Consider the following 26,004-nt stretch of genomic DNA (forward strand, 5'->3'; position numbering starts at 1 on the left):
TCGACCAGGCCTAACGGATTAATATGGGGCCTTCTTTCACGATGCTTGGAGGCGTGTGCTGTGCGTGAGCGCAAAGCGGCCCGGCTGCTCGTAGTCAGCCCTTCGAATGAAGTCCTCCTCTTCAGGTTTGAACATGAAGAGGATGCGCTGGCTGGAACTTCGCACTGGGCCACTCCAGGTGGCGGTGTGGAGGAAGGCGAGACATTTCACGCCGCAGCCATACGTGAGCTGCAGGAGGAGACGGGCATTCGGCTCGAAACCGTTGCGCCGCCCGTGGCAGATCGAACGGTTTCGCTGATGCTGCCCAGCGGCGAGTGGGTGACCGCCGTCGAGCAATATTTCGTCGTGCACGTCGGGAGCACGGCGATCTGCCGCGCCGGGTGGACAGGGCACGAGGCGAAGGTAATGAAGACCCATCGATGGTGGTCTGCAGAAGCATTGATGTCCACCAATGAGACGATCTGGCCGGAAAACCTGCTGCAGATGCTCAGGGAGGCGGGGGTGTCCGAGAGCCCGGCGGAGTCAGCAGCGTAGAGCTGCTTGGTTAGATCCAGAGCGGCATCCGCATCGATTAGTCCTCTGCCAACGCCTGCAGCCGCTCCGCTAGAGAGGCGATGGTGAATGGCTTGGTCATCAGCTCTACTCCAGAACGGCGAAGGTGGCTTGGCAGTGTCACGTCCTGGTCGTAACCGGTGATAAATAGCACCTTGAGGTTCGGGTGCCGCGCGATGGCCTGAGTGGCCAGATCGCGGCCGTTGATTCCAGGAATGCCGATATCGGTAATGAGCAGATCGATTGTTTCCTGCTGCTCAATAATTTGCAGCCCCTTATGGCCGTCGTCGGCATACAGCGCGTCGTATCCCGTCTCTTCAATCACTTCTGCTACCAGCTCCAATATCACCTCATCGTCCTCGACCAGTACGACTTTTTTACGCGTTGCAGATCGGGCTGGATAAACGTCCTGTGAAGCGGTCTCCTCCTGCACATCACCAAAATAGCGGGGCAGGTATAGGCTGACAGATGTGCCCTGGCCTTCGACAGATGAAATGTTCATGCTCCCGTTGCTCTGCTTGGCGAAGCCATAGACCATCGAAAGGCCCAAACCCGTGCCCTGGCCCATTGGCTTGGTGGTGAAGAACGGTTCGATGGCCCGCGCCCTTACCTCGGGAGACATGCCGGTGCCGTTGTCCGTTACGCTGATCTTGACTGAGTCACCCTGCATGTCGCTGGGCGGCTGTGGGCAATTTTCCAGCTCTATAAGCAAGGCGCCGCCGTTATCCATGGCATCGCGTGCATTGATGGCCAAGTTGAGAATGGCACTTTCAAGCTGGTTCGGATCACAGAAGGTGGGCCACAAGCTTTCATCAGATTTGAAGCTGAGTTGATACGAAGGACCAATCGTGCGCCGAAGCAGTATCTCGAGGTCGGCAACGAGGCTCGTCAAATCTACAGGTGTTGGCGTAAGAGGCTGCCGACGTGAGAACGCTAGCAGCCGGTGAGTCAGAGCAGCAGCACGCTGCGTCGAATGCATGGCGTTTTCTACATACCGGTCAAGACTATCGAGCCGCCCTTGTGACAAGCGCAGCTTGATCAGGCCCATCGATCCCAGAATGCCACCCAGCAGGTTATTGAAGTCATGGGCAATACCGCCAGTGAGTTGGCCGATGGCCTCCATTTTCTGCGACTGGCGTAATTGCTCTTCAGCCTGACGCAGCGCCTCACGCTGCTCTTTCTCTTCGGTGATGTGTCGACCGTAGAAATAGCAAATACCGTCTTGGTTAGAAGAGTGCCATGAAATCCACCGGGCGCTGCCGTCACGATGTCTGTAACGGTTCTCGAAGCTTGTTAGATGAACGCTTGAAGCAGCGCGCTGAATAGCGTCCCGGGTCGACTCGATATCTTCGTGCCAGACGAAGTCGTAGAGGCTTTGTCCCTCAAGCTGCTGGGGTGAGTAACCGAGCACTTGAAACCAGGCCGGGTTCACCGCTTGGAATATGCCATCTGCCTCTGTAATAGCCAGCAGGTCTCTCGAATTTTTCCAGACACGGTCGCGCTCGGCCGTACGAACCTCAACTCGATGCTCTAGCTCCGCATTCAGTAGTTGAAGCTGTTCTGTTGCTTGCCTCTGTACATGGATGTCCGTTGTCGTGCCGATCCATTTCAGCACCTCGCCTGTGTCAGCATAGACGGGTACGGCCCGGACGAGGTGCCAACCATACTGGCCATCGAAGCGGCGAAGTCTAAACGTCGCCTCGTAGATTGAGCCCGACTGCAATGCGGCAGACCAGGCCAATCTGACTGAAGCTTGATCCTCAGGATGGGTCCAGCCTTCCAGCCATTCACTGAGCAGGCGCTTGCTGTCATCAACGCCGGTATAGGTCAGCAGCCAATCGCTCACCCAGTCCAATTCGCCCGAAGGCAATGCAGTCCACATGCCGTTGGGAAGCGACTTTGCAAGCGCTGCAAATTCCTGCTCCCTTGCCCGCAGCGCCTGCTCGGCCCGGAACTGCTCGGTTACATCGTGACCCTCTACAAAAATACCAGTTACCTGTCCGAGCTCGTTGGTGATCGGCTCGCACACGTAGTTGATGTATCGCTCTGTCGGTCCCCCAGGGACTTCACCTGCCATCCGAAAGGGCATATGGACGCCGGTGACGCGCACTCCGGTCCGGAATACCTGATCTAGGCGTTCAATGAAGTTGCCCGCTATCAGGTCAGGGTAAGCTTCGCGAACAGGCTTGCCGATTACGTGGCGATTACCAAAAAGACGCTCATGCGTGGCGTTCGTGAACTCGAACACATGCTCCGGACCTTGATAGACGGCAATGAAGCCCGGCGCCTGATCAAACAGCCGGCGCTGGCGCTCTACTTCTTCGCGCAAGCGTCTCTCGGCCAACACCTGCGCGGTCGTCTCTACACAGGGACAGTAAAAGCCTGCGACCTTGCCTGTTTCGTCGCGCACTGGCGTATAGGAAAACGCAAAATGCGTTTCCTCTGGATAGCCATGCCGGTGCATCGTCAGTTGAAGATCGTCCATGTGCACGGACGAGCCGGCATAGACTTGCTCAATGATGGGCGCCAGCTCATCGCGTGATTCAGCCCAGACCTCTAGCAGCGGGCGCCCGAAAGAATGAGGGTGTTTGAGGCCTAGAATGTCGGCATAGGCGTCGTTGTACAGCATCCGCTGTTCGGGCCCCCAAGCGATAAATTTTGCCTGTTTGGCACCCAGCATGACGCTGACCAGGGTTTGCAGAGCAACAGGCCACTCTTCGGGAGGACCAAAGGGCGTCATTTCCCAATCAAGACTTCGCATAAGCTCGCCGGCGTTTCCGCCACCGCTTAGAAAAATATGAAAGGGGCTCGTCTGTTGGGCTTCAGGCATAGATCAATAATGGCTTGTCGGGTAGGCGTCTGGACGCATTAGGACGACTGCATTGAAGCGCGCGGTCGGCAGAGTCAGCGATCGGCAGTCTACGTGTATAGGTCATCAGAGTGATACCAGCCAGCCAGCCAGTCTCGTCTGACAAATCGCACTCAGGCCTGAGTGAGCCCCCGGCAGCCGCCGGGCCGAAGCATCAACCGAGCACAACGGGGAAAGGGTCGGAGCCCAGGGGGAGGCTTGAGCAATGAGGCCCGATGCACCGCGCGACAGCGAGCCCGGGATAGGCTGAGCCGCCCCGACTGCAGAATTACCTGAGTACCCGTCGGATGAAGGGCCTGGGCGCCCGCTGCTTGTTGGCGCTGTTGTTTTGGTGGGCAGTACAGCAGCCACCCTCTTTCTTGGAAAGAAGAAAGGCAGATACGCAGAAATTGAAAAGGAAGCAAAGTGATGAATACCGCGCCAGGCAGCCCCGCCGAGCTGGGGTTGGACGGTTGCAGGCCGCAACCGGTACTGGGCGCAGGCAAAAGGCTCTATAGGTGCTAAAGGGGCTGGGTGCGGTGCTTATGCCGGCGGAGTGCATAGGCTACTCTGATCTGCGGCGAGGTAACTTTCGGTGCTCGCTCGGGGTTAGGGTTGCCGAATTAGGCCGCCTGCGTCTTCCTTGTTGAATTGACTCAAGCCAGCGCTAGCCCCGCTGAGACAGGATCGTTTCCAGCAAGCCAGGGAACCGATTGTTCAAATCATCCCTGCGCAACGAGTTCATGTGAGTCGTCCCGATGGTTTGGGTTTGTACCAAGCCGGCATCTCGCAGCACGCGAAAATGATGAGACATGGTCGACTTTGGCCGGCCACCGTCCAATTCGCCACAGCTGGCTTCGCCCAGTTCGGCTAGGCGTCGGACGATCTCCATTCGCACAGGATCGCTCAAGGCGTATAGCAGACGCTCGAGGACGAAGTCGGTGACGGGGGGATGTTTGTAGGGGCGCATGAACGAAGCATACACGGGTTTGCGGTATCTCCATAGTTCGAATACTATCGAATTAAAGTAATAGGCGGCCCCTCGGAGAACCTCAATGTCTGCGCTGTTCCAACCCTTCACGCTTAAAGACGTCACCCTTCGCAACCGCATCGCGATCCCCCCCATGTGCATGTACTCGTCCAACGATGGCCTGATCAACGATTGGCACAGCGTTCACTACGCGTCCCTGGCGCGGGGCGGGGCAGGGTTGGTGATTGTCGAGGCAACCGCTGTTGCGCCCGAAGGCCGAATCACCCCCGGATGCGCCGGTATCTGGAACGATGAGCTGGCACAGGCCTTCGTACCCGTTGTGCAGTCAATCAAGGCGGCCGGCTCAGTCCCTGGCCTGCAGATTGCCCACGCCGGCCGCAAGGCGAGCGCAAACCGTCCATGGGAGGGCGATGACCATATCGCTGAAGATGACGCCCGTGGCTGGCAGACCATCGCTCCATCGGCCGTTGCCTTTGGCGGTCACCTGGCCAAGCAGCCGCAAGCCATGACCCTGGAAGATATCGCCCGCGTGCGTGAGGATTTCGTCGCCGCCGCTCGCCGTGCGCGTGACGCTGGCTTCGAGTGGCTGGAGCTGCATTTCGCCCACGGCTACCTGGCCCAGTCGTTCCTGTCCGAACACTCCAACCATCGTGATGACGCCTACGGCGGCAGTTTCGACAACCGTAGCCGTTTCCTGCTGGAAACGCTGGCGGCGGTTCGCGAGGTTTGGCCGGAGCACCTGCCGTTAACCGCTCGTCTAGGTGTTATCGAATACGACGGCCGGGACGAACAGACCCTGAGTGAGGCTATCGAACTGACACGTCGCTTCAAGAGCGGTGGTCTGGACCTGCTAAGCGTCAGCATTGGTTTCACCATCGCTGAAACCAACATTCCGTGGGCGCCTGGCTTCATGGGCGAAGTAGCCCAGCGCGTGAAGCGCGAGGCGGGGATTCCAGTGGCTTCGGCATGGGGCTTCGGCACGCCGAGCGTTGCCGAAGAAGCGGTCAAGAGCGGTCAGCTGGACTTGGCGATGATCGGACGGGCCCACCTGGCCAACCCGAACTGGTCCTACTTCGCCGCCCAGGAGCTGGGTGTAGAGCGTGCGTCCTGGACCTTGCCGGCTCCCTATGCCCACTGGCTTGAACGCTACAAGTGATCCGTCGGGGCGAGACGGCTGACTTCGGCCTGATCGCCCGTTGCCCCAGCGCCCATGAGCGCTGGTGGCTACCTGGCTGGGCCGTTCATGGCTCGGTCCTTCCGATAGATAGCTGAGGATTACGCTATGTCTCGCGTCATACACTTTCATCGCACCGGTGGACCCGAGGTTCTCCAGATCGACGAAGTCGACGTGCCGGCTCCCGGCGCGAACGAGGTTCAAATCAACGTCAGGGCGCTCGGCATCAACCGGGCTGAAGTGATGTACCGCACAGGCCAGTACGTCATCGAACCGACGTTTCCCGCCATGCTGGGCTACGAAGCCGCTGGGACCGTATCTGCAGTGGGTCCAGGTGTGGTCGGCTTCGCTGTTGGCGATGCGGTCAGCGTAGTGCCCGCGTTCTCCTTTGACGAATACGGCTTGTACGGTGAGTTGGTCAATGCACCGGCTCACGCGGTGGTCAAACACCCGGAAGCGCTCTCTTTCACAGAAGCAGCAGCGACCTGGATGAAGTTCGTCACCGCCTATGGCGCATTGATCGAGCTCGGTGGGCTGCAGGCCGGGGAGGCTGTGCTGATCCGTGCGGCGTCCAGCAGCGTGGGGCTTGCCGCTATCCAGATTGCGAACATGGTGGGCGCCGTTCCTGTAGCGCTGACCCGCACCAGCGACAAGCGCGAAGCCTTGCTTCAGGCCGGGGCGGCGGCAGTCATTGCGACGCAGGAGCAGGACATGGTGGCCGAGGTCATGACGGTTACTCATGGCAAAGGCGCTCGCATGGCCTTCGATCCCGTTGGCGGCCCCGAAGTGGCCTTGGTGCTCAAGGCACTGGCGAACCACGGCATCTTCTTCCAGTACGGGGCTTTGGACACTCGGGATATCCCTGTGTCGGTCATGGACCTGCTCGGCAAGCATCTGACGCTGCGCGGTTATCAACTGTTCGAGATCACCCAGGATCGAGAAAAACTCGAACGGGCCAAGCGCTTCATTAACGAAGGGCTCGCCTCTGGGCAGCTGCAGCCGGTAATCGACCGTACATTCAGCTTCGACGAGATAGCCGAGGCTCACCGGTACATGGAAACGAATGCCCAGGTGGGCAAGATTGTTGTAACGCTTTAAACCACGTTCAGGTCTTCGCGGCATGGTTGGTATGGCCGCCGTCGATAGCCCATGCCAGCTCGATGCGTCTTTCACACATGCACAGACAGGAGGTTCGATGACCACCCCACTCACACTGGTTGCCACATTGGTCGCCAAGGCCGGTTCCGAAGATGAGCTCCAGCAGACGCTGCAGGATCTGCAAGGCCCAAGTCGCGCCGAAGCGGACTGCATTCAATACGACTTTCATAAAGATGCAGAACAGGCTCGCACCTTCCATATGGTCGAGCAGTGGCGAGACGAAGCGGCGCTGACCGCGCACGAAGCCACCCCGCATTTCCAGGCAGCGCTGCCCGTCATCGAACGCGCTGCTGAAAAGTTCTCCGTCACGAAAATGTACCGCGTCTCCTGAGGAGCTTCGAATGAAAGCCATTGCACACTTCAAATGCCTGCCTGTTGATCATGCTGATGCGCTCGTAGAGATCGAACTGCCCGATCCGGTGCCGGGTCCTCGCGACTTGCTCGTCGAGGTCAAGGCCGTATCGGTCAACCCTGTCGATACCAAGGTCCGCCAGGGCTACGTGCCGCATGCAGACGAAACCCAGCCGCGCATCCTCGGTTGGGATGCCGCCGGCGTGGTCAAGTCGGTTGGCTCTGACGTAACGCTGTTCAAGCCCGGTGACCGGGTGTGGTACGCCGGCTCGCTGATCCGCTCGGGTAGCAACAGTGAACTGCAACTGGTGGACGAGCGCATCGTCGGCTCTATGCCCCAGTCGCTGGAATTCGGCCAGGCCGCGGCGCTGCCGCTGACGTCTCTGACCGCTTGGGAATTGCTGTTTGATCGGCTCGGCGTGGCACGCGACACCACTGACCGTGGCGAAACGCTGCTGATCATTGGTGCTGCAGGCGGCGTCGGTTCAATCATGACTCAGCTGGCGCGTCAGTTCACCGGCCTGACCGTCATTGGTACGGCTTCGCGCCCTGAAACCCAGGCCTGGGTCACTGAGCTTGGCGCCCATCACGTGATCGATCACACCAAGCCACTGAGTGAAGAGCTCAAGCGCATCGGCATTCCTCAGGTCAGCTACGTCGCAAGCCTGACGCAGACCGCTCGGCACTACGAGCAGATCGTCGAGTCGCTGAAGCCACAGGGCAAGTTGGGCCTGATCGATGACCCGGCCACGCTGGACGTCGTACCGCTCAAGCGCAAGAGCCTGTCGCTGCACTGGGAGCTGATGTACACACGCTCGCTGTACGAGACCGAAGACATGCAGGAGCAACACAACATCCTCAATGAAGTGGCGCGCCAGATCGATGCCGGTTTGTTGCGCACCACCGTTGGCGAAAACTACGGGCGTATCAGCGCCGAAAATCTTCGTCGTGCCCATGCCTTGCTGGAGAGCGGAACGGCAAGGGGCAAGATCGTTCTGGAAGGCTTCTGACCGGACATCGAATACCGCCTCGTGAGGGTTGGTAGTCACCAGCCATTTTCGGGAGCACCCCCATATGCACATCGATGGGCGGATTGATGGCCGCATTGGTTCCAGGCGTTGTGGTGTCCTTGCTCACTCTCGCCACGAAACCAAGTCAGGGGATGCGCTGGCGCACGTTCCCGCGTAATTGGCGGCTGACAACCCGGCCGCCCCTGCGGCCGGGAGCGCCGTGATCAGTACAATGTAGCGGCAAGGCGGGCCGGCATCGCCTCGTCATAGGCTTCCCCGTCGATTTCCGATTGGGACAGTGCCTTCAGGATTTGGCCAGGTGTCGGCAATGCCGCACGCTCGATATGATTTTCAGGATTCCATAGCCCGGATCTGGTGATTGCCTTGCTGCACTGAAAATAGACAGCGTTCACCGAAATGCGCAGCACGGATTTGGGCAACTGGTCTTGTACCGCAAACCGAGATAGCAGCTCGGGCTGGACGAGTATCTCGGCAGTCCCGTTGATACGCAGCGTCTCGCCAATTCCAGGGAGCAGGAAGATCAAGGCGACACGTGGATCGCTGACGATGTTTCGCAGGCTGTCGATTCGGTTGTTACCACGTCGATCGGGTAGCAACAGGGTGTGGCTGTCTTCAATGTGCACGAATCCAGGCGCATCGCCGCGCGGTGAGGCATCCAGGCCATCCGGCCCAGCCGTGGCCAAAACCACGAACGGAGCCTGTTCGATAAAGGGGCGGTAAAGCGGATGAATATGGTCGGCTTCCTTGAGTCTGGATGCGCGCGACACGTCTCCATATATGCTCTCGAGTGCTTCCAGCGTTTCCACGCGCTTCTCAGTCTCCTCGGCCATATCAGTCTCCTCAAGTGGCGTGACGAAGGGCATCCAGTCAGGTGCCGTAACCAGCCTACGGAAATGCCATAGTTGATCGGCTGGTACAAGCATCACTGATGCCGCCATAGCGTGTGTCCGGGTTATCAGGCCAAATGCCGACGCGGGAGGATGGCGTGCGTCACAAGCATCGCTCGGACGCTTATTCGTCAGTCCGAAGTTCTCTTTTTACTGAGAGAGGGGCTCAGAGGGGCTTCAAATGCTCGTCTCTGAATTGAGCCTCCTGAAACACCTCGCCACGCTTTCGTAATTCGTTCGGCTGATCGCTCGCCGCCTGGCTCCAGTCCAATCCGTCATGAATGGACTGAAGACCTCTCCACAGGAAGCTCGATCTCGGCAATTGGGCATTGACGCGCTGGTATGGGCGCTGCTCTACGGCGCCTTCTGGGCGTTGTTCGCTGGCGGACAGGGGTGGGCCTTTGGCGTGCCGTTCGCGCTGCTGGCCTGCGCGCTCAGCCTTTGGCTTGGCGTTCGTCCGTGGCGGGTGCGGATCACGGCCATGCCAGGGTTCGTCTGGTTCTTTCTCCTGAACATGTTCACCGGCGCCTGGGACGTGGCCCGGCGCGCTGCACACCCCGGCTGCCCGTTGCAGGCCGAGTGGGTCGATTACCCGCTGGCCGACAGTTCGGAGCGGGTAAGGCTACTGCTCTCGGCGCTGGTCGGGCTGCTGCCTGGGACGCTTGCGTCCAGGATCGAAGACGGTCGCATGCACGTGCATGTGTTGGACAGCACGCAGCCATGGCAGCGCACCGTGGCGGAACTTGAGGAACGCCTGATCCGACTCTTCGACCAGGGGAGGGCCGGTTGATGGCGCTGTATGCCGTGCTGTTGCTGCTGACCATCTTCATCGGTCTTGTACGGATTCTGCGCGGACCGGGTCGGGTCGATCGGCTGCTGGCCGTTCAGTTGTTCGGTACGAGCGGCACCGCACTGTTGCTCGTGATCGCGCAGTGGCAGGCCGAATCGGCGTACCGCGACGTGGCGCTGGTGCTCGCGTTGCTGGCGGCAATGGTGAGTGCGGCGCTGGTCCAGCTGTTACGCCGAGGTGGGCATGCCTGAAACGCTGCTCCAGTGGTTGAGTTGGCCGCTGCTGATCGGCGGCCTGGTGTTCTTCGCGGCCGGTAGTCTTGGGCTGCTGCGTTTTCCCGACGTATACAGCCGTCTGCATGCGCTGACCAAGGCCGATACCCTGGGCCTCGGCCTTGTCGTCGCCGGGCTCTCGTGCCGGGCCGATAGCCTCCTGGAAGTGGGGCAGATGGTCGTGATCTGGCTGCTGGTGCTCGCGTCCGGCGCGACGGCCTGCCAGCTTCTGGCCCGGCAGGCACGCGAGGAGCATGGCGATGACTGAATGGCTGCTCGATGCGGTGCTGGCCGCGCTATTACTCGCCCTCGCGGGCGGTGCGCTGCACGCGCCCAGTCGCTATGCCGGCGTATTGCTGTTCATTGCGTTTGGTCTGGTACTGGCGTTGATCTGGGCTCGGCTCGGGGCGCCCGACCTGGCGCTGGCCGAGGCTGCCATCGGCGCTGGTCTGACCGGGGTGTTGCTGTTGTCGGCATTGGCTCGGCAGACGGAAGGGGCTCATGCCCCTGCCGCGTCGTTGGGGCGGCATCGCTTGGCGGCCGCTGCGGTCCTGCTGCCCATGATGTGGCTGATGTTCCAGGGGCTCGAACCGTTGACGGGGCAACAGCCGTCATTGCCAGCGCTGGCGCACGACGCGCTCGACGACAGCGGCGTCAGTCATCCGGTTACCGCCGTGCTCCTCAACTATCGTGCTTGGGACACCTTGCTGGAGTTGGGTGTGCTGCTGCTCGCCGTGCTGGGTGCACGTCAACTCGGCCCGGCACGCTTTGACGTGGCGCGGCCTTGGCCACTGTTGCGCGCCTGGAGTCAGTCTCTCGCGCCGCTGTTGCTGCTGGCGAGCGGTTATTTGCTCTGGAGTGGTTCCAGCGCGCCAGGCGGGGCATTTCAAGCCGGCGCATTGCTGGCGGCCGGGGTCGTGCTATTGCGCCTGGCCGGTGTGCTGCCTGCGTTGCGCTGGTCCTATTGGCCGCTACGTGTGCTGGTGCTGATCGGATTGTTGTTATTCGTCGTGGTGGCCCTGGGCACCGCCTGGGTTGGCGCCGGCTGGCTGGCCTATCCGCCGGGATGGGCCAAGCCGCTCATTATCACGATCGAGCTGGCCGCGACCGTTTCCATTGCGGCGAGCCTGAGCCTGCTCGTCGTTGGCGAAGCGCGGGAGGGCCGCGCATGACGGCAACGCTGTTCTGGTTGGCAGTAGGCGCGTTGCTCTGGTTGATTGGGTTGCATGGGCTGTTGACGCTGCGCGACGCACTGCGCCGGATTATCGCGATCAACCTCATGGGCAGTGGGGTGTTTCTGGTGATGATCGCCCTGGCGGCGCGCGCTACGCCCAGCGATCCGGTGTTGGTTGCACTGGTTGTCACTGGGCTCGTCGTCGCGGTCAGCGCGACTGCGCTGGCGTTGCGCCTCGCAGGTTCAGCCGATGGCGGGAAGCGCTCATGAGTTTCGCCTTGCTAAGCCTGGCGCTGCCGCTACTGGGTGCGCTGCTGTTGATTCTGCTGCGGCCCGCGGGAGGCCGTTGGGTCATCCTGATCAATGTAGGCAGCACGCTGGCCGCTGCGGGCGCACTGCATCAAGTCATGGAGTCCGGTACGCAATGGCTGGAACTGGGTGGTTGGCAGGCGCCCTTGGCGATCCGCTTCCAGCTAAGCCCGCTTGCCGCCCTGTTGATGCTCTTCACGGCGGGCGTGCATTTGCTGGTTTCGCTGTATGCCGCACGCAGCCGGCACGCCATCGGCAGTGAGGACTTCTGGCCGCTCTCCTGCTTGCTGCAGTCGGCGCTGGCTGCGTTGTGGCTGTCGGGAGACCTGTTCAACCTGTATGTCACCCTTGAGTTGCTCAGCCTCGCGGCGGTTGCGCTGGTCGCCCTGGCAGGGCCCAAAGCCTACCGGCCTGCCCTGAACTATCTCCTGCTTTCGCTGGCGGGCTCGCTGGCCTATCTGTTCGGGGTGGCATTGCTCTATGGCCGCTACGGGGTGCTGGATATTGCACTGCTGGCCGAACTCTCCGAAGCGGACGCCACGACCCGTCTGGCGCTGTTACTGATGAGCGTTGGGCTGATGCTCAAGGCAGCGTTCTGGCCGCTGCATCTCTGGTTGCCGCCCGCCCATGCAGGTGCCCCGGCAGCCGTCAGCGCATTGTTATCGGCGCTGGTGGTCAAGGGGCCGCTGTATATCCTCTGGCTGCTGTGGAGCCGTATCGCACCCGTCGAGCTGGAGCAGAGCGCCGGTGGGATATTCGCGGTGGCCGGTGTTCTGGCGTTGCTCAGTGGTGGGTGGTCCGCGATGCGCGCGCCCTACCTGAAGACGCTCGTGGCGTACTCCACTGTGGCGCAGCTGGGTTACGCCCTGCTTGCGCTGGGCTTGTTGTTGCGTTGGCAGGAGCCAAGCCTGAGCGCTGCCCTGTGGCTCTTCGTACTCGCGCATGGGCTGGCCAAGGTGTCGATGTTCCTTGCAGCCGGCGAGCTACAGCACACGCTCGGTAGCCGACGCGTTACGGCGCTGAGGGGGGCCAGCCAGACAATGCCGCTCGCGCTGTTTGCGTTCGCCGTCGCCGGCGGGAGCCTGATCGGCCTGCCGCCGAGCGGTGGGTTCCTGGCCAAATGGTTGTTGCTGCAACCGCTGTTCGCCGAGCCCGAGCATTGGCCGTGGGCCATCGGAGTGCTGGTCGGCACACTGGCTTCGGCAGCCTATGTATTCCGTGTCGTCACGCTGGGTTTTGATCGCGCGCGGCAGACAGGGCTCGATCTAAAGCCCGACCGCGTCGCGCAGTGGCTGGCGATGTTGCCGGCACTCCTGGTCTGGGGACTGGCGCTGATCAGCGAGCCTTTGTTGCTGTGGATCGGAGGGGTGAGCCCATGAGTTGGACCAATTGGTTGCCGCTCGCCATCGTGCTCAGCTCGATCGTACCGGGGCTGATCATCTTTTCGCTGCGCGAGGACCAAGCGCGGTTACGCGTTGCGCTGAACCTGGGTGGCGTGACGCTCAAGCTGCTGCTGGTAGGGGCAATGCTCTATGGCGTCAGCCAGGGGTATCAATTCCGATTTGAGGTGCCGTTCATACCAGGAGCGCCACTGATACTGCAGGCCGATGCGCTGTCGTTGCTGTTCGTTGCACTGTCGTCGGTCCTGTGGCTGGCGACCACCGTCTATGCCATTGGCTATTTGGAAGGCGCGCCCCTGCGGTCGCGCTTCTTCGGCTATTTCAGCCTGTGTGTCAGCGCGACGGTGGGCCTGGCGTTGGCGGGCAACCTCGTCAGCTTTCTGCTGTTCTATGAGCTATTGACCCTCGCCACCTTCCCGCTGGTGGTACACCGCGGTACCCCCGAATCGCTGCGCGCCGGTCGCGTTTATCTCGCCTATACGGTCGGCGGCGGCACGCTGCTGCTGTTGGGTGTGGCGATGCTGCATGCGCTGGCCGGCAGTCCGGATTTCCAGGCTGGCGGCTACCTGGAGGCTCAACTCGAGGCGCATGGGCTGGCGCTGCAGGTCGCATTCGTATTGTTGATTCTGGGGCTGGGGGTCAAGGCAGCGCTGGTGCCCCTGCATGGCTGGCTGCCGAGGGCGATGGTTGCCCCCGCGCCTGTCAGTGCGCTGCTTCACGCGGTGGCGGTTGTGAAGGCGGGCGCCTTTGGCATCGTCCGTGTGGTCTACGACGTCTACGGCGCGCCTGTATTGACCGAGTTGAACCTGACGCAACCGCTCCTGTGGATCGTTGCCTTCACGATCCTCTACGGCTCGGTGCGAGCGCTTCGGCAACAGGAGATCAAGAAGCGTCTGGCGTACTCCACGGTAAGCCAGGTTTCGTACGTGACGCTGGGTGTTGCACTGCTCGGACCTATCGCGGCGCTAGGTGGGTTGGTGCATCTGGTCCACCAGGGATTGATGAAGGTGACGCTGTTCTATTGCGCCGGCAACTTCGCCGAAACCCTTGGCGTGCACCGCGTTCGGGAAATGGATGGCATCGGCCGGCGAATGCCGCTGACGATGACGGCGTTCAGCATCGGCGCGCTGGGCATGATTGGCATCCCGCCGATGGCGGGCTTCGTGAGCAAGTGGTACCTCGGGCTCGGCGCGCTGGAGGTGGGCCAGGACTGGGTCTTGTTGGTGCTGATCGGCTCGGCTCTGCTCAATGCGGCCTATTTCCTGCCGCTGCTGTGGCGCGGGTGGTTTGCCCGCCCAGCGGACTGGCATGAAAACAACTGGGCGGACGAGCGTTGGGAAACGCACTGGATGCTGTTGCTGCCACCGGTATTCACGGCGCTGCTGGCATTGCTGGTGGGGCTGCTGGCCGGCACTGCGATCAGTCCGTTGGGTTGGAGCCAGCTGATCGTCAACCGGGAGTTCGACATATGAGTGGCGTCTGGCTATGGCTGCTCGTCCCCGTTGCGCCGCTTTTGGCGACCATCCTGCTGCTGGCGCCGCGCGGGCGTGTAATCAGCTGGCTCTGGGTGGTCTGTCTTCCGGCGTTGGCGGCTGCATTCTGGCCCCCCGAGGCGCTTGACCTACCCTGGTTGTGGGCTGACGTGCGCTGGGGTGGAGACGACCTTCTGACCCGTGCGTGGCTTGGGTTCAGTGCGTTTTTGTGGGGCTGTGCGGGCGTTTTTGCCGTCAGCAGCATGGCAGACGACCCGCGCCGACGGCGCTTCTGGTTGTTCTGGCTCTTGTCTCTGGCAGGTAATTTCCTGCTGATCATTGCGGCCGACGCGCTCAGTTTCTACCTGGGCTTCAGCCTGATGAGCCTTTCTGCCTACGGGCTTATTGTCCACCAGGGCGGGCCGGCGCCCAGGCGAGCGGGGCGGCTGTATCTGCAGTTGGCAATCTGCGGTGAGATGTTGCTGCTGGCCGCCTTGCTGATGCGCACCTACGCCGCGGACGGTGCATTCCGCTTCGCGAGCTGGGAAAGCATGCCCATCGACGGGCTCACGCTCGTGTTACTGCTGATAGGGCTAGGGTTGAAGGCTGGCTTCTGGCCACTTCACGTCTGGCTGCCGCTGGCTCATCCCGCTGCCCCCGCGCCGGCAAGCGCCGTGCTCTCCGGCGCGATGATCAAGGCCGGAATACTCGGTATCTGGCGCTGCCTGCCAGAAAGTGATCCGCTGCTGGTCGAGTGGTCGACGGTATTGCTGGCGGTGGGGATGTTCGGTGCGTTCTATGGGGCCTTGCTGGGCGTATGCAGCGAGAAGGCCAAGGCGGCACTGGCGTATTCCTCCATCAGCCAGATGGGCTATTTCGTGATGATCCTGGCGCTGGCATGGCGCGACCCGGAAAACATCGCGGCGATAACCACGGTGCTGATCATCTTTGGCGTGCATCATGGGTTGGCCAAAGGCGCGTTGTTCCTCGGTGCTGGGCTGAGCCACCGCTTTCGCCTACCGTGGGTCGGCTGGGTGCTGTTGGCACTCCCGGCGCTCGCCTTGATCGGTGCGCCGCTGACTAGCGGCGGCGCGGGCAAGGGCGTCCTGAAATCCGCGTTTGGCGATGGCCATTTCGCTGCCTGGCAGGACTGGTTGAGCCTGGGCAGTGTCGCCACAGGCGTCCTGCTCCTCAGGGCGTGCTGGTTGATGCGCGAGGATGAGAAATCCACATCTGAACGCGCGCCATTCATGCAGCTGATGCCATGGGCGCTGCTCTGCCTGGCACCGGTGGCGCTACCGTGGATATGGCCGACGTTGCGATCGGCGCTGTTCTACGGTTTTGGTCTGGCGGATACCTGGAAGTTGCTCTGGCCATTGCTCGTCGCGCTGGGGATAGGGGCCGTGGCATTGCGCATGGGATGGCGCGTGCCAAGGGCAGTACGCGACCTACCGGACCTCGCCTCTTTAGGCTCGCTGAAACTCAAGGGCCTCACGCAACGCCCGCCCATGGCCGTGCCGAGGGTGGGCAATCTGCGCGAACGCTGGCGGCCACGGGAACGCCGGTGGAACCGCTTCTGGCGGAGCGGGGCGCTGGCACTGAGTGCCTGGTTGATGGGACTGTCGTTCTGGCTGGGTTGGCTTTGGTGACGCTTTTTGGACTTTCGATTGGGTTCCTGAGGCGAAACGGCACACCAGTGGGTACCGCCGGCGTATGGGAGGAACCTTCCCGAACCCGGTAGGCACACAGGCATCCTGACTCCAGATGGACAGTAAGCCGTGCGCCGTCTTTACGTCTTGTCCGGCTCGGGCACGTCCTCGGGCTGGGAATCCTTCTGGGCGATCTTTTCCTCGGCTTCCTGTTGGTCCTTATCGTCGCCCTGCAGACTGTCCTGATTCGGATCGGGCGCGTACTGTAGTTCTACGAGAACCGGAAAGTGATCCGAGCCGAAGTACGCCAAGCGCTGCATGCGAATGAGGGTGAAGTGGTGGCTGTGGAAAAGGTGATCCAGGGGCCAGCGCAGGAACCAGTATTTAGCGTGAAAACTGTTGACCATTCCACGCCCGACGCGGGGGTCCAAAAGGCCGCTGGTCTTTCGGAACAGGCGCGTGTTGGCGGACCATGCGACGTCGTTGAGATCCCCGGCAACGATGATGGGTACGTCACCGTCGTCCTCTACGCTCTTGGCTACCAGTAGCAATTCCACGTCCCGTTCGGTTGATTCATCGTTCTCTGTCGGGCTTGGCGGGGCCGGATGAAGAAAGTGCATGCGCACCTTGAGCGACTCGCTGACGGCAACGAGCGCATGCATGGATGGCACGTCATCTTCGACGAGATAACGCGTCTCCGCATTCTCCAGAGGTAGGCGGGAGAACACATGCATGCCGTACAGGTTGTCCAGCGGGCATCGGATGCTGTGTGGGTATTCGGTGGCGAGCGCGCCTAGTTTCCGCTCCCACCACGCATCGGTTTCCAGCGTGACGAGCACATCCGGCTGATGCCTGCGAACCAGCGCGATGAGCCCATCCGCGTTGCGGTTCGGCGTAAGCACATTGGCGGCCATGACGGAGATACGCGGCTTCGTATCATCCGGCCGTGCGTCCTTGACCTCGCATGGCCAGAGGCGGGTGTACGGGATGATCCACCAGGCGTGATAAGCAAGGCACAGCAGCGACAGCGCCGTGATGAAGAACGGCAGTGTGTCGTCATAGGAGAGCAGCAGTGCCTGGGCGATCAACAGGCCAAGCGCAAGTGTGCATAACTGCAGGCGCGGAAAGTCCAGCCCGCGGACCCACCATTTAGGGTTTTTCCACAGCGGCAGCAGCGTCATGACGACCATCAAGACCGTCAACGTGCCGAAGATTCCTTCTTTCATTCCACACTCCAGCGGACCACGCCGATCTCTCGCTTTCGCGTTCCCGAGCGAAGCTTGGGCTGGATCGCGCGGATATCGTTCCGCTTTGTTGCATAAGAAGTGAATCGCGTCTGAATCTTCAGCTCGCTGTCATGCCACGCCGGCCTGGGTTTGCGCTTCAGGCGGATATGGGGCGTGGAATACGAATTCGTAGGTGCGCCGAAGGCATCAGCCGAATGCGGAGGATTGCTTTCGTATCAGCTCACCAAACCGCGTTCCTCCGGCCTGAGCGTAAGCACCTCGACACCGCTCGAGGTTACCGCGACGGTGTGTTCGAACTGGGCGGAGAGCTTTCCGTCGCGCGTGACGACTGTCCAGCGATCCTTGAGCGTCTTCACGGTGGGGCGGCCTTCGTTGAGCATGGGTTCGATGGTGAATGTCATTCCGGCGCGCAGTTCCAGGCCGGTGCGGGGGCTGCCGTAATGCAGGACTTGCGGCTCCTCGTGCATCTCGCGGCCGATACCATGACCGCAGTAATCGCGCACGACGGAATAACCGTTCTGGCGCGCATGCCGGTCGATGGCATGGCCTACGTCACCCAGCGTCGCGCCCGGCCGGACGGCATGAATGCCTTTCCACATTGCCTCGTAGGTGACGTCTACCAGCCGTTTGGCTGCGGGGCTGACGTCGCCGATCAGGTAGGTCTTGCTGGAATCAGCGATATAGCCGTTCTTTTCCAGCGTGATGTCGAAATTGACGATGTCGCCGCTTTCGAGACGGTCCCCTGCAGACGGTACACCGTGGCAGACAACCTCATTAATGGACGAATTGAGGACGTATTCGAAGCCGTACTGACCCTTGCTGGCAGGGCGCGACGCCAGTTCGTTGCGAATGAAGTGCTCCACCCTGTCGTTCACGTCCAGCGTCGTCATGCCGGCGAGTTCGAAGGTGTCGATATATTCGAATACGCGTGCCAGTAATTTTCCGGACGCAGCCATGAGCGCCAGTTCCTGGGGCTGCTTGATCATTTCGCACCTCCAGGAGTGGCCGAGCGTACCCCAGCTTCTCTCAACTGCCGCGCCACGATGTCATTGAAACTGAGCGTGGGGTCGAGTTCGCAGGACATGCCGATCTTGATCCAGTACGCCGCCTGGGCGTTAATTGAACGGCATGAAACCGAGCTGGCTCGGCGAAGCTGATCGTGAAGATCATCATCCAGATTGACGATGCCCATGTTTACGCGCCTGTATATGGTTCATAACAAATCGTATGCCAACCATAGCTCCTGTTTAGGTGGGCAGCAATAAGGGCGCTGGTGCCCGTTCAGCCGTAGCGCCAAGCCCAGGGTCGCGTTGCGCGGCTGGCTTCGGTAGCATTGCCGCCATCTTCGGGTTCAAAGACATCACTACGTGCAATACGTATCCATCATGACTTGGCAGCCTACGCCACCATAGCGCTTCGCCCCCCGCTTCCCTTCGTGGCGGCCTGACAAACAGGCTGCCGCGTCTTGCTGTGCGCTGGAATCATCCGCCACGGTATTTCCTTCGAAACCTGTCGCCCTGATGCCTGCACCGTGCTTTGCCCGTTGCGCTGGGCGCTCGATTGTCACGGGACTTTCCAATGCTGGACTCGATTAAGCAGACCTGGTTTTCCAACGTTCGCAAGGACATCCTTGCGGGCCTCGTCGTTGCGCTCGCGCTCATTCCCGAAGCCATCGCCTTTTCGATCATCGCCGGTGTGGACCCGAAAGTCGGGCTGTACGCCTCGTTTTGTATCGCCGTCGTGATTGCCTTCGTGGGCGGCCGGCCGGGGATGATCTCGGCAGCCACTGGCGCCATGGCGCTGCTGATGGTGACGCTGGTCCGCGAGCACGGCTTGCAATACCTGCTCGCCGCCACGTTGCTGTGCGGTGTATTGCAAATATTGGCCGGCTATTTGCGCTTGGGAAGCCTGATGCGGTTCGTATCGCGCTCCGTCGTGACGGGCTTCGTCAACGCGCTCGCCATCCTCATCTTCATGGCCCAACTGCCGGAGCTGACAAATGTGGGCTGGCACGTCTACGCCATGACCGCAGCGGGCCTTGCAATCATCTATCTGCTTCCCTGGGCGCCGGTCGTTGGCCGACTCCTGCCGTCACCACTTGTCTGCATCCTCGTACTGACGGCGGTCTCCATGTACCTGGGGCTCGATGTCAGAACAGTGGGCGACATGGGGGAGATGCCCGATACGCTGCCGGTCTTCCTGTGGCCTGATGTGCCGCTGAACCTGGAGACCTTGTGGATTGTGCTTCCGTATTCATCGGCGTTGGCAGTGGTCGGGTTGCTGGAGTCGATGATGACCGCGACCATCGTCGACGACCTGACCGATACGCCCAGTGACAAGAACCGAGAGTGCAAGGGGCAGGGGGTCGCCAACGTGGCTTCGGGCCTGATCGGCGGAATGGCGGGCTGCGCGATGATCGGACAGTCGATCATCAACGTGACGTCTGGCGGCCGCACACGCTTATCCACGTTCACAGCGGGCGTCGCACTGCTCATCATGGTCGTATTTGCCAGCGATTGGGTAAGCCAGATACCCATGCCCGCGCTGGTCGCCGTCATGATCATGGTTTCAATCGGGACCTTCAGCTGGTCATCGCTTCGTGACCTGCGCAAATATCCACTCTCCACCAACCTGGTGATGATCGTCACGGTCGTGATCGTGGTATGGACGCACAACCTCGCCTATGGCGTATTCGCCGGCGTACTACTTTCGGCAATGTTCTTTGCAAGCAAGATTGGACGGTTGCTGGCCATCGAATCGGATCGACAGAACGACACGCGCCTCTATCGGGTGACAGGGCAGGTGTTCTTTGCCTCGTCCGATCGGTTCGTCAACGCGTTCGACTTCAAAGAATCGCTGGAGAACGTCGTGATCGATCTCTCTGAAGCTCACTTCTGGGATATCACGGCTGTCGGCGCGTTGGACAAGGTGGTGCTCAAATACCGAAATTATGGAACGCGGGTCGATGTAGTGGGCTTGAACCGGGCCAGCGAGACCCTGATCGACCGGTACGGCATTCACGACAAGCCTAACGCGCTCGACCAACTGCTCAAGCATTAGGGCTTACCTGCACCCGGGAAAGCCGGTGGGAATGGAGGAGTGAAGGGTCTGCTTGTGCAGTGCCGGCCAGCACGCTGGCATCCTCGTGTCGTTCATGGGCCTATTCCAAATGGCGCCTCGCCTACAGAGCCGTACTTCTGCTGTCGGAAAGGTGGCCATTAGCTGTGAACGTGCAGCTAAATGGCCATCAAATGGATAATTTTGGTTGCATACCAGGCGTAATGAGCCATGTGAAGCCGTGCCCTGTACTCTACTATTGCGCGGATGTTTTTAACCGTAGGTGCTTGGGTTTGGGGACACAAAGCATTGTTGTGAGCGTGGACGGTTCCGAGACGCAGCCGTCTGTCTGCGCCTATGCCGCCTGGCTCTGCCGTGCGCTTGAAGCTCCGGTATCGCTGGTGCATGCGCAAGGTCCGTCCGCCGGCCAGGTGCGTGTGGATCGCTGCGGCGTGATTCGTTTCGACGCTCATCACACGGTTCTCAATGACCTCATCACTCGTGGCGCGCCTGGGCGAGGCCGGCTGCCAAGCGCCGTCCGTATCATGCTCGAGAAGGCGCGGCAGTTCTTCAGCCAGGTAGGTGTGGACTGCATGGGCCTTCATACCTACCGCGGTACATGGTCGGAGGCTTTGAGGCGCAGCGGTCCGACTGCGCGGCTATTCGTCGTCGGCCGACGAGACGCCCAGCAATCGGGGGCGCGCTATGTTGGAGGCAGCTTGGAGGCATTGGTCGAGAGCGTAGACCGGCCCGTCCTCCTTTCCCCGTCGGCGTTCAGAACGCCCGGTAGCGCCATGGTCGCATACGACGGCAGTGCCAATGCCGAGCGAATCCTCGACTTCATGACATCGAACCCGTTGTTCCGCTCCCTTGATGTACATCTGGTGATGGTCGGCCCTCGCACGGGCGCCGCTGTAGGCGCGCTGACGCATGCCGCCGCCCGCCTGGCGGAAGCCAACATTGCCGCCCGTGTCGAGCTTTGCCAGGGGCGAGTCGAGCCGACGCTGCACGCCTACCGGGCTGTGAATGGCATCGATCTGATGCTCATGGGTGCGTTCGGTTATTCGTCCCTCAAGCGATTCCTGCTGGGCAGTACCACGGCGGAGATTCTCAACGCGCCGTGTTCCAAGCCCGTCTTGGTGTTCCCCTGACTTAACCTATCGCTAGCAGGTCAGGGCTCGCCCATAAGGTATGGCGGGGAAGTGGGTGGTCATTGACCGGTGGCCGGCAGTCCTCTGAACGTTACGGCTGTGTGACGTGTCAACCTCAAGCCCCCGAACGGAAGGAACGTCGCATGAGAGGTCTGAAAGAGCGTCTCGCTGCGCTGGACCCGCCGGTCAAGCATTCCCTTGAAACCCGCGGCGATACTGTCCTGACCACGCTGGTCGACGCCCGAAATCTTGTGAAGGTAAGCCGCGCGTTCCGCAACAAGCAGCTTCAGAATGAAGCACTTCTCTATGCGGTGCTTCGCGATGCCGTGAACGAGCTGAGGGATAAGGCAAACATTGCTCCTCTCGGCTCGGATGAGATGCTGGCCGAGCCTGGCGAGGGCACCCGTGAAGTAGAGGGCAACTGACGGTCTTGAAGTTGTCCGCAGTGTTTACTCCGTGCATTGAAACCAGCGTCGCCTACGGCGCGCTTTCCATCATCAAGACCTCTCGATGCCCCGCCAGATAGGCCAAAGGCAGGTTCTGAGACCAATCTTTCCAGTCTTGCTCAAGGCCAGTGCCAACCGCCTGTCTGCTCTTTTTTCATGCCGCTTGCCGCTGTCACCTCACTGACATATCGTGCGCGCCGCGTCGTCCTATCGACGCAGCGTCAGCCACAAAGGAGTGTGCGATGACTTGCCTACGGCCCTTCCCGGGCATCGCTGTACCTACACCTCTCAAGCCAGGCGAAGATCCTGCAGATATCCTCTGTGGTGGTGCTTCTGCCGTGGCCTTCATCTTTTTCCACGCACCGGAGCCGCAGCCGCAGCATGCTGAACTGGGCAAGCGTGTGGATTGGCGTGACTACCTGCTCGACGCATGAGCGAAACTTGATGGTTGGCGATAAGGGGAGGGTACGGTCAGCCCTGGGAAGCCAGACCTTATAGGGGAGTGCTCCAAAGGTAGGCTGCGCTGTATCTATAGATCGCTTCAACCTCAGTTGCAAAAGACTCTCGTGCAACTCTTAGCGGTTTTGACTCGCTCGTCTTATCAGAGTTTGGCTGGGCATTTCGTTGAACATTTTCTTATAGTCAGACGAAAACCTACCCAAATGTGAGAATCCCCAGGAAGTGGCAATCTGGGCGATATTGCGGAAACCGCCATCTTCCAGAATTTCGCGTCGAGCACCGAGAAGACGATACTGCTTCAGATAAGCCATCGGTGCGACATTCAAATATTTCCTGAAACTTTCGAACAGTTTGTAGCGTGACACGCCGGACGCTGTTTCCACATCCTGAAGCTCTATGCCAAACCTTGCATTCTCTTCGATAAAGACCTTGGCTTTCACCAAGTAAGACGGCAGCTTAGGCTCAAAGGCCATAGCGATTTCATCGGAATAGTTATTAGCCTGTGTCAGCAACAGCGTCCTGACAAGCAAGTCGGTATAGCTGTCCGCCAAGGCTTTGTGGGCATGCAAACCTTCATGCATCTCCAGCTCGGAGAACGTATGCCTGACCATGCGCCACCAGGAGCCTGACCGTCCCTCAATGGCGTCCATCGAGGGTTCAAACATTACAGGAGCTGTCACTGGGCGCTTGATCACGCCTTCAAGAACGCGGTTGATGGCGTCTACCGGAATCGCTACCTGAAGCTTGCGGCACGAGCCCCCAATGATGAGTTCCTGTTCACCTGTCGGGCTTACGATAACGCCCTTCTCGGGAGTGGATTGGACGCGGATACCGCCGGCGTTGAGTTCCTGTTCGCCGCAAAAAGGAAGGCTCAGGCTATAGCTTTTCAGCGTCCTGTCCCCGCCAATGCCTATTACGGCATCCGTCCCATATTCGATGATCCCCAGCGTTATCGTCTGCAGGCGCCTGCCCGCATGCCTGAAACGAACATCTCTGGGGCGGCTGATGCTCAGGTGGTGCGGGCCGCATATTTCGCTCATCCATGAATGTGCACCCGCCATGTCATGGTGCCTGGCTTCGATACCGTGTAACGACTGCTTATCCATGTTCTTCACGGCTACCTGTAAACAAGGTCTGTTAAAGCGTGAAGCGGCAGCAAGAGCCGTTCCATGTTTCGCATCTACGGACTAATCGGACAGTGATGGCGAAATAGGTGGATAGTGGCTCGGAAGTCAGCCCGCCGGGAAGAGTCTAGGTCGGCGTTATTGAGGCCACTGACAACAGTCCAGTTAGAAGATGCGCTCGATCAGTGCGGGCCGTGTTCATAGTCAGGGCGTTACGAGGGGGAACAATGTTGACGATAGTGATTATCGATAGCATCCGCTCGTGTCGGATATACCCCATGGAAACTTGAAATAACTTACGAGCCCACGGGAGATACCGGTCTTCGTCTGGAGCCGGTGGCTTCCATGAGTTCACTATCCGGACAGCGAACCGTAAGTTTCGGCTAGGCAATGGGGTTGGTAAATCCGAAAACGCTTATGAATTATTCAGAGGTGGCTTTATTTCCGTTTGCGCGCGAATAAATGGATGAATTTGGCCGAGTAAGCGGATAGACCCGTCTTTAAAACGGGTTATCTAATGTGGCTAAACGTGTGCCGCATGCGAACGGAGAAGGAACATGCTTAACCATAACAATATCGAGCAGTGGCGTAATTTTATTGAAGGCTGTGTAGATTTTCGTCCGGCCGAGGGTGTTTTTCGTATCGCCAGGGATATGTTTACAGAGCCCGAGCTTTTCGACCTTGAGATGGAACATATCTTCGAAAAGAAGTGGATATATGCGTGCCATGAAAGCGAGATGCTGAACAATCACGATTTCGTGACTGTGCGTATTGGCAGGCAGCCGCTGATTATCACGCGAGACGGTACCGGCAACCTGAATGCCTTGATCAACGCATGCCAGCACCGGGGTACGACGTTGACGCGGGTTGGAAAAGGAAACCAGTCGACCTTCACCTGCCCATTCCATGCATGGTGCTACAAAAGTGACGGTCGGCTGGTGAAGGTAAAGGCGCCGGGCGAATATCCAGAGGGGTTCGACAAGGCCACGCGCGGTCTCAAGAAAGCCCGTATCGAAAGCTACAAGGGGTTTGTTTTCGTCAGCCTGGACGCTGCCGCCACGGATTCACTCGAAGCGTTCCTGGGCGATGCAAAAGTGTTCTTTGACATGATGGTTGCCCAGTCTCCTACAGGGGAGCTGGAAGTACTTCCTGGCAAGTCTGCTTACACATACGAAGGAAACTGGAAACTTCAGAACGAAAACGGCCTGGACGGATATCACGTCAGCACGGTGCATTACAACTACGTGGCAACCGTCCAACACCGGCAAGAGGTCAACAGTAAAAAAGGCGTGGCCAAGAACAGTACGCTTGACTACAGCAAGCTTGGCGCAGGCGATGCGGAAACTGACGACGGCTGGTTCGCCTTCAAGAATGGCCACAGTGTGCTGTTCAGCGATATGCCAAACCCTGCGGTTCGTCCCGGCTACGCCTCGATCATGCCGCGTCTGGTGGAGGAGCACGGCCAGCCGAAAGCCGAGTGGATGATGCACCGGCTGCGAAACCTCAACATCTACCCGAGCATGTTCTTCCTTGATCAGATCAGCTCGCAGCTCCGGATCATCCGGCCTGTTGCCTGGAACAAGACCGAGATCCACAGCTTTTGCCTGGGCGTGAAGGACGAGTCGGACGCCGATCGCGAGAACCGTATTCGGCAATTCGAAGACTTCTTCAATGTATCCGGCATGGGTACGCCGGATGATCTGGTCGAGTTTCGGGAAGCACAGCGCGGCTTCCAGGCGCGGTTGGAGCGCTGGAGCGACATCTCGCGCGGCTACGAGCGCTGGGAGGAAGGTGTCACTACAAACGCAGAAGTCATCGGCATTCAGCCGACCCTGACGGGCACCGAGTTCACGCATGAAGGCCTTTATGTGAACCAGCATGGCCACTGGAAGAAATTCCTTGTGGACGGTTTGCAGCGCAAGGCAGAAGAGCTGTCTGCTCTCAAGCTCAGGGAGGTATGAGGACATGACGCCGCAGCTGCAATACGACATCGAGCAGTTTCTCTACCGTAAGTCCGCCCTGTGCGACGCCCAGCAGTGGGACGAGTACATCGACCTGTTCACCGAGGACAGCGAGTTTCATCTGCCTCAGTGGGACTCGGAGCATGTGTACACCACGGATCCGAAGAAAGGGATGTCGCTCATCTATTACGCCAATCGGGGCGGGCTGGAGGATCGCGTCTTCCGCATCAGGACGGGAAAGGCCGCTTCCACTATCCCAATGCCTCGGACGCTGCACCTGATCAGTAACGTGCGGGTATCCGAATCCCAGCGGCAGGGCGAGCTGATTGTGGATGCAAACTGGCACACGCTGTTCTATCGGCTGGGGTGCGCCGAGCAGTTCTTCGGCCGTGCCAGCTATACGCTGGTGGGGCACGGTGAGGCCCGAAAGATCCGTCGCAAGCACGTGGTGCTGTTAAACGACACGATCAATTCCGTCCTTGATTTCTACCATCTGTAAGA

The 26,004-nt window shown here is 60.0% G+C and carries 26 protein-coding genes; 19 read left to right on the forward strand and 7 right to left on the reverse strand.

Annotated features, from left to right (window positions below):
• Positions 1–60 precede the first annotated feature (60 nt).
• Positions 61–534, forward strand: coding sequence for an NUDIX hydrolase (locus ACY8D3_RS00200; protein WP_462380929.1), 474 nt, complete (start codon positions 61–63; stop codon positions 532–534).
• Between the two features lie 37 nt (positions 535–571).
• Here the strand turns inward: ACY8D3_RS00200 and ACY8D3_RS00205 are convergent, their stop codons facing one another.
• The gene (locus tag ACY8D3_RS00205) at positions 572–3,382 is read right to left on the reverse strand and encodes a PAS domain-containing protein (RefSeq protein ID WP_462380930.1); all 2,811 of its coding nucleotides are present in this window, start codon (positions 3,380–3,382) and stop codon (positions 572–574) included.
• Positions 3,383–4,067: 685 nt separating this feature from the next.
• Positions 4,068–4,370: an ArsR/SmtB family transcription factor gene (locus tag ACY8D3_RS00210; protein ID WP_462380931.1), complete on the reverse strand. Its 303-nt coding sequence runs from the start codon at positions 4,368–4,370 to the stop codon at positions 4,068–4,070.
• 85 nt (positions 4,371–4,455) lie between these two features.
• Here ACY8D3_RS00210 and ACY8D3_RS00215 point away from each other — a divergent pair, with 85 nt between their 5' ends.
• The 4 genes from ACY8D3_RS00215 (at position 4,456) to ACY8D3_RS00230 (ending at position 8,084) form a co-directional block, all read left to right on the forward strand.
• Complete coding sequence (locus ACY8D3_RS00215) at positions 4,456–5,547, forward strand: NADH:flavin oxidoreductase/NADH oxidase (RefSeq protein WP_462380932.1); 1,092 nt, start codon at positions 4,456–4,458, stop codon at positions 5,545–5,547.
• 126 nt (positions 5,548–5,673) lie between these two features.
• Positions 5,674–6,663, forward strand: a complete 990-nt coding sequence (locus tag ACY8D3_RS00220; protein ID WP_462380933.1) for a zinc-dependent alcohol dehydrogenase family protein — start codon at positions 5,674–5,676, stop codon at positions 6,661–6,663.
• Between the two features lie 97 nt (positions 6,664–6,760).
• Complete coding sequence (locus ACY8D3_RS00225; RefSeq protein ID WP_462380935.1) at positions 6,761–7,054, forward strand: putative quinol monooxygenase; 294 nt, start codon at positions 6,761–6,763, stop codon at positions 7,052–7,054.
• 10 nt (positions 7,055–7,064) lie between these two features.
• Positions 7,065–8,084 (forward strand): zinc-binding alcohol dehydrogenase family protein, encoded by a 1,020-nt coding sequence (locus ACY8D3_RS00230; RefSeq protein WP_462380937.1) that lies wholly within the window; start codon positions 7,065–7,067, stop codon positions 8,082–8,084.
• 224 nt (positions 8,085–8,308) lie between these two features.
• Here the strand turns inward: ACY8D3_RS00230 and ACY8D3_RS00235 are convergent, their stop codons facing one another.
• On the reverse strand, positions 8,309–8,935 hold the full coding sequence (locus tag ACY8D3_RS00235; RefSeq protein ID WP_462380938.1) for a pyridoxamine 5'-phosphate oxidase family protein: 627 nt from the start codon (positions 8,933–8,935) through the stop codon (positions 8,309–8,311).
• A 334-nt stretch (positions 8,936–9,269) separates the two neighbouring features.
• Here ACY8D3_RS00235 and ACY8D3_RS00240 point away from each other — a divergent pair, with 334 nt between their 5' ends.
• The 8 genes from ACY8D3_RS00240 to ACY8D3_RS00275 are packed head-to-tail and all read left to right on the forward strand — an operon-like array spanning position 9,270 to position 16,058.
• A complete protein-coding gene (locus tag ACY8D3_RS00240; protein WP_462380939.1) occupies positions 9,270–9,782 on the forward strand; it encodes a Na+/H+ antiporter subunit E in 513 nt (170 codons plus the stop codon).
• Positions 9,782–10,033, forward strand: a complete 252-nt coding sequence (locus ACY8D3_RS00245; RefSeq protein ID WP_462380940.1) for a monovalent cation/H+ antiporter complex subunit F — start codon at positions 9,782–9,784, stop codon at positions 10,031–10,033. The genes ACY8D3_RS00240 and ACY8D3_RS00245 overlap by 1 nt, the downstream gene beginning before the upstream one ends.
• Positions 10,026–10,322, forward strand: a complete 297-nt coding sequence (locus tag ACY8D3_RS00250) for a cation:proton antiporter (protein ID WP_462380941.1) — start codon at positions 10,026–10,028, stop codon at positions 10,320–10,322. The genes ACY8D3_RS00245 and ACY8D3_RS00250 overlap by 8 nt, the downstream gene beginning before the upstream one ends.
• Entirely contained in the window at positions 10,315–11,226 is a 912-nt protein-coding gene (locus tag ACY8D3_RS00255) for a hydrogenase subunit MbhD domain-containing protein (RefSeq protein ID WP_462380942.1), read from the forward strand. Before ACY8D3_RS00250 ends, ACY8D3_RS00255 begins: the two co-directional genes overlap by 8 nt.
• Positions 11,223–11,498: an NADH-quinone oxidoreductase subunit K gene (locus ACY8D3_RS00260; RefSeq protein ID WP_462380943.1), complete on the forward strand. Its 276-nt coding sequence runs from the start codon at positions 11,223–11,225 to the stop codon at positions 11,496–11,498. The genes ACY8D3_RS00255 and ACY8D3_RS00260 overlap by 4 nt, the downstream gene beginning before the upstream one ends.
• Positions 11,495–12,916, forward strand: coding sequence for a complex I subunit 5 family protein (locus tag ACY8D3_RS00265; RefSeq protein WP_462380944.1), 1,422 nt, complete (start codon positions 11,495–11,497; stop codon positions 12,914–12,916). Before ACY8D3_RS00260 ends, ACY8D3_RS00265 begins: the two co-directional genes overlap by 4 nt.
• Entirely contained in the window at positions 12,913–14,409 is a 1,497-nt protein-coding gene (locus ACY8D3_RS00270; protein WP_462380945.1) for a complex I subunit 5 family protein, read from the forward strand. Before ACY8D3_RS00265 ends, ACY8D3_RS00270 begins: the two co-directional genes overlap by 4 nt.
• On the forward strand, positions 14,406–16,058 hold the full coding sequence (locus ACY8D3_RS00275; RefSeq protein WP_462380946.1) for a proton-conducting transporter transmembrane domain-containing protein: 1,653 nt from the start codon (positions 14,406–14,408) through the stop codon (positions 16,056–16,058). The genes ACY8D3_RS00270 and ACY8D3_RS00275 overlap by 4 nt, the downstream gene beginning before the upstream one ends.
• Before the next feature lie 140 nt (positions 16,059–16,198).
• Here the strand turns inward: ACY8D3_RS00275 and ACY8D3_RS00280 are convergent, their stop codons facing one another.
• The 3 genes from ACY8D3_RS00280 to ACY8D3_RS00290 all read right to left on the reverse strand — a co-directional run bounded on the left by ACY8D3_RS00280 (position 16,199) and on the right by ACY8D3_RS00290 (position 18,497).
• Positions 16,199–17,284: an endonuclease/exonuclease/phosphatase family protein gene (locus ACY8D3_RS00280; RefSeq protein ID WP_462380947.1), complete on the reverse strand. Its 1,086-nt coding sequence runs from the start codon at positions 17,282–17,284 to the stop codon at positions 16,199–16,201.
• Between the two features lie 236 nt (positions 17,285–17,520).
• Positions 17,521–18,291 (reverse strand): type I methionyl aminopeptidase, encoded by a 771-nt coding sequence (map, locus tag ACY8D3_RS00285; protein WP_462380948.1) that lies wholly within the window; start codon positions 18,289–18,291, stop codon positions 17,521–17,523.
• Positions 18,288–18,497, reverse strand: a complete 210-nt coding sequence (locus ACY8D3_RS00290) for a ParD-like family protein (protein WP_462380949.1) — start codon at positions 18,495–18,497, stop codon at positions 18,288–18,290. The genes map and ACY8D3_RS00290 overlap by 4 nt, the downstream gene beginning before the upstream one ends.
• Before the next feature lie 386 nt (positions 18,498–18,883).
• Between ACY8D3_RS00290 and ACY8D3_RS00295 the strand changes: the two genes are divergently transcribed.
• The 4 genes from ACY8D3_RS00295 to ACY8D3_RS00310 all read left to right on the forward strand — a co-directional run bounded on the left by ACY8D3_RS00295 (position 18,884) and on the right by ACY8D3_RS00310 (position 22,393).
• Entirely contained in the window at positions 18,884–20,365 is a 1,482-nt protein-coding gene (locus tag ACY8D3_RS00295) for a SulP family inorganic anion transporter (protein ID WP_462380950.1), read from the forward strand.
• A 290-nt stretch (positions 20,366–20,655) separates the two neighbouring features.
• Complete coding sequence (locus ACY8D3_RS00300) at positions 20,656–21,513, forward strand: universal stress protein (protein WP_462380951.1); 858 nt, start codon at positions 20,656–20,658, stop codon at positions 21,511–21,513.
• 143 nt (positions 21,514–21,656) lie between these two features.
• Positions 21,657–21,938, forward strand: coding sequence for a hypothetical protein (locus ACY8D3_RS00305; protein ID WP_462380952.1), 282 nt, complete (start codon positions 21,657–21,659; stop codon positions 21,936–21,938).
• Between the two features lie 263 nt (positions 21,939–22,201).
• Positions 22,202–22,393 carry a hypothetical protein gene (locus tag ACY8D3_RS00310; protein ID WP_462380953.1) on the forward strand — a complete coding sequence of 64 codons (192 nt, stop codon included), beginning with the start codon at positions 22,202–22,204 and terminating at the stop codon, positions 22,391–22,393.
• A gap of 141 nt (positions 22,394–22,534) precedes the next feature.
• Here ACY8D3_RS00310 and ACY8D3_RS00315 read toward each other — a convergent pair whose 3' ends face one another.
• Entirely contained in the window at positions 22,535–23,524 is a 990-nt protein-coding gene (locus ACY8D3_RS00315) for an AraC family transcriptional regulator (protein WP_462380954.1), read from the reverse strand.
• A 575-nt stretch (positions 23,525–24,099) separates the two neighbouring features.
• Here ACY8D3_RS00315 and antA point away from each other — a divergent pair.
• A complete protein-coding gene (gene antA / locus ACY8D3_RS00320; protein WP_462380955.1) occupies positions 24,100–25,503 on the forward strand; it encodes an anthranilate 1,2-dioxygenase large subunit in 1,404 nt (467 codons plus the stop codon).
• A 4-nt stretch (positions 25,504–25,507) separates the two neighbouring features.
• The gene (antB, locus tag ACY8D3_RS00325; protein ID WP_462380956.1) at positions 25,508–26,002 is read left to right on the forward strand and encodes an anthranilate 1,2-dioxygenase small subunit; all 495 of its coding nucleotides are present in this window, start codon (positions 25,508–25,510) and stop codon (positions 26,000–26,002) included.
• Positions 26,003–26,004: the final 2 nt, after the last annotated feature.

The organism is Pseudomonas sp. Marseille-QA0892 (assembly GCF_054950135.1).